The sequence below is a fragment of the Aliivibrio sifiae genome, from assembly GCF_002954715.1.
In the GTDB taxonomy this organism is placed as follows: Bacteria; Pseudomonadota; Gammaproteobacteria; order Enterobacterales; family Vibrionaceae; genus Aliivibrio; species Aliivibrio sifiae.
Genome location: NZ_MSCP01000002.1, coordinates 894,034 through 894,888 on the forward strand (window position 1 = coordinate 894,034; position 855 = coordinate 894,888).

2 protein-coding genes are annotated in these 855 nt (G+C 34.2%); one reads left to right on the plus strand and one right to left on the minus strand.

Going from position 1 to position 855, the window contains the following annotated elements; all coding sequences use genetic code 11:
• Positions 1 to 102: 102 nt before the first annotated feature.
• Positions 103 to 498: a hypothetical protein gene (locus BTO23_RS15165; protein WP_105063913.1), complete on the minus strand. Its 396-nt coding sequence runs from the start codon at positions 496 to 498 to the stop codon at positions 103 to 105.
• A gap of 20 nt (positions 499 to 518) precedes the next feature.
• Here BTO23_RS15165 and BTO23_RS15170 point away from each other — a divergent pair, with 20 nt between their 5' ends.
• A complete protein-coding gene (locus BTO23_RS15170) occupies positions 519 to 851 on the plus strand; it encodes a hypothetical protein (protein WP_105063914.1) in 333 nt (110 codons plus the stop codon).
• The last annotated feature ends 4 nt before the right edge of the window (positions 852 to 855 follow it).

Consider the following 855-nt stretch of genomic DNA (forward strand, 5'->3'; position numbering starts at 1 on the left):
ACTACCAAGCAATTATACTTAATATTGACGCCTTAAAACGAGAAACACCCGACAACCTGAGATGCCGAGTGTAGTAAATCGTGTTGATGCGATTGTTATGTGTTATCTCTGAATTAAAGATTTAAGTTTACCGATACCTTTACTACCAACACTAGCTAAACCAACAATAGCAGAGACAACAAGAACTAACGGTTCAGATCCCGCAAGTGTTGCAAAAATTGCGCTACTATTTGCCCATTTTAAAATTGAATTTTTATCAACAGCCTTATCTTGCTCTAACACCTTTTCAATTAATGCCACTAATTGATCATTACTAATTGAATCTTTAGGCAAACCCAAAGTTTTATGTATACTATCCACAGAGCTTATTTCTAACATTGTTTCAGCATGAACTATTGTTCCATTTAATAGTTGAATATCTAATTCTGCAGACTCTGGTGCTATCGCAAATGTTTTTACAGAGATTGATGAATTATCTGCGGTAATTTTAATTGCCATAAATTTTCCTTAGGTGACAAATGATTACATTAAAAGATTGTAGTGTTACAAATTGTGGTTCAGTTTTTGGCCTTAGTGGTAACGTAGAGCTTAATATTGATGGATTATACGTCGATAATTGCAGTACCGTATATGATATTGATTCAGAGGATTCCAATATTAATGCGCACGCTACAAACTTGCACATTAAAAATACTGACACTTACATCAAAGTAGGCAAAAATAAAACTGACACAGTGACTCCTGTTAACAATATAAAACAAATTCAGGTACCAATTCCTCCTTCGAATGAGAGTCAGTCATTAATGCGCATTGCTCAGCAATATATATCTATGACCACTAAATCCGAATAAACAC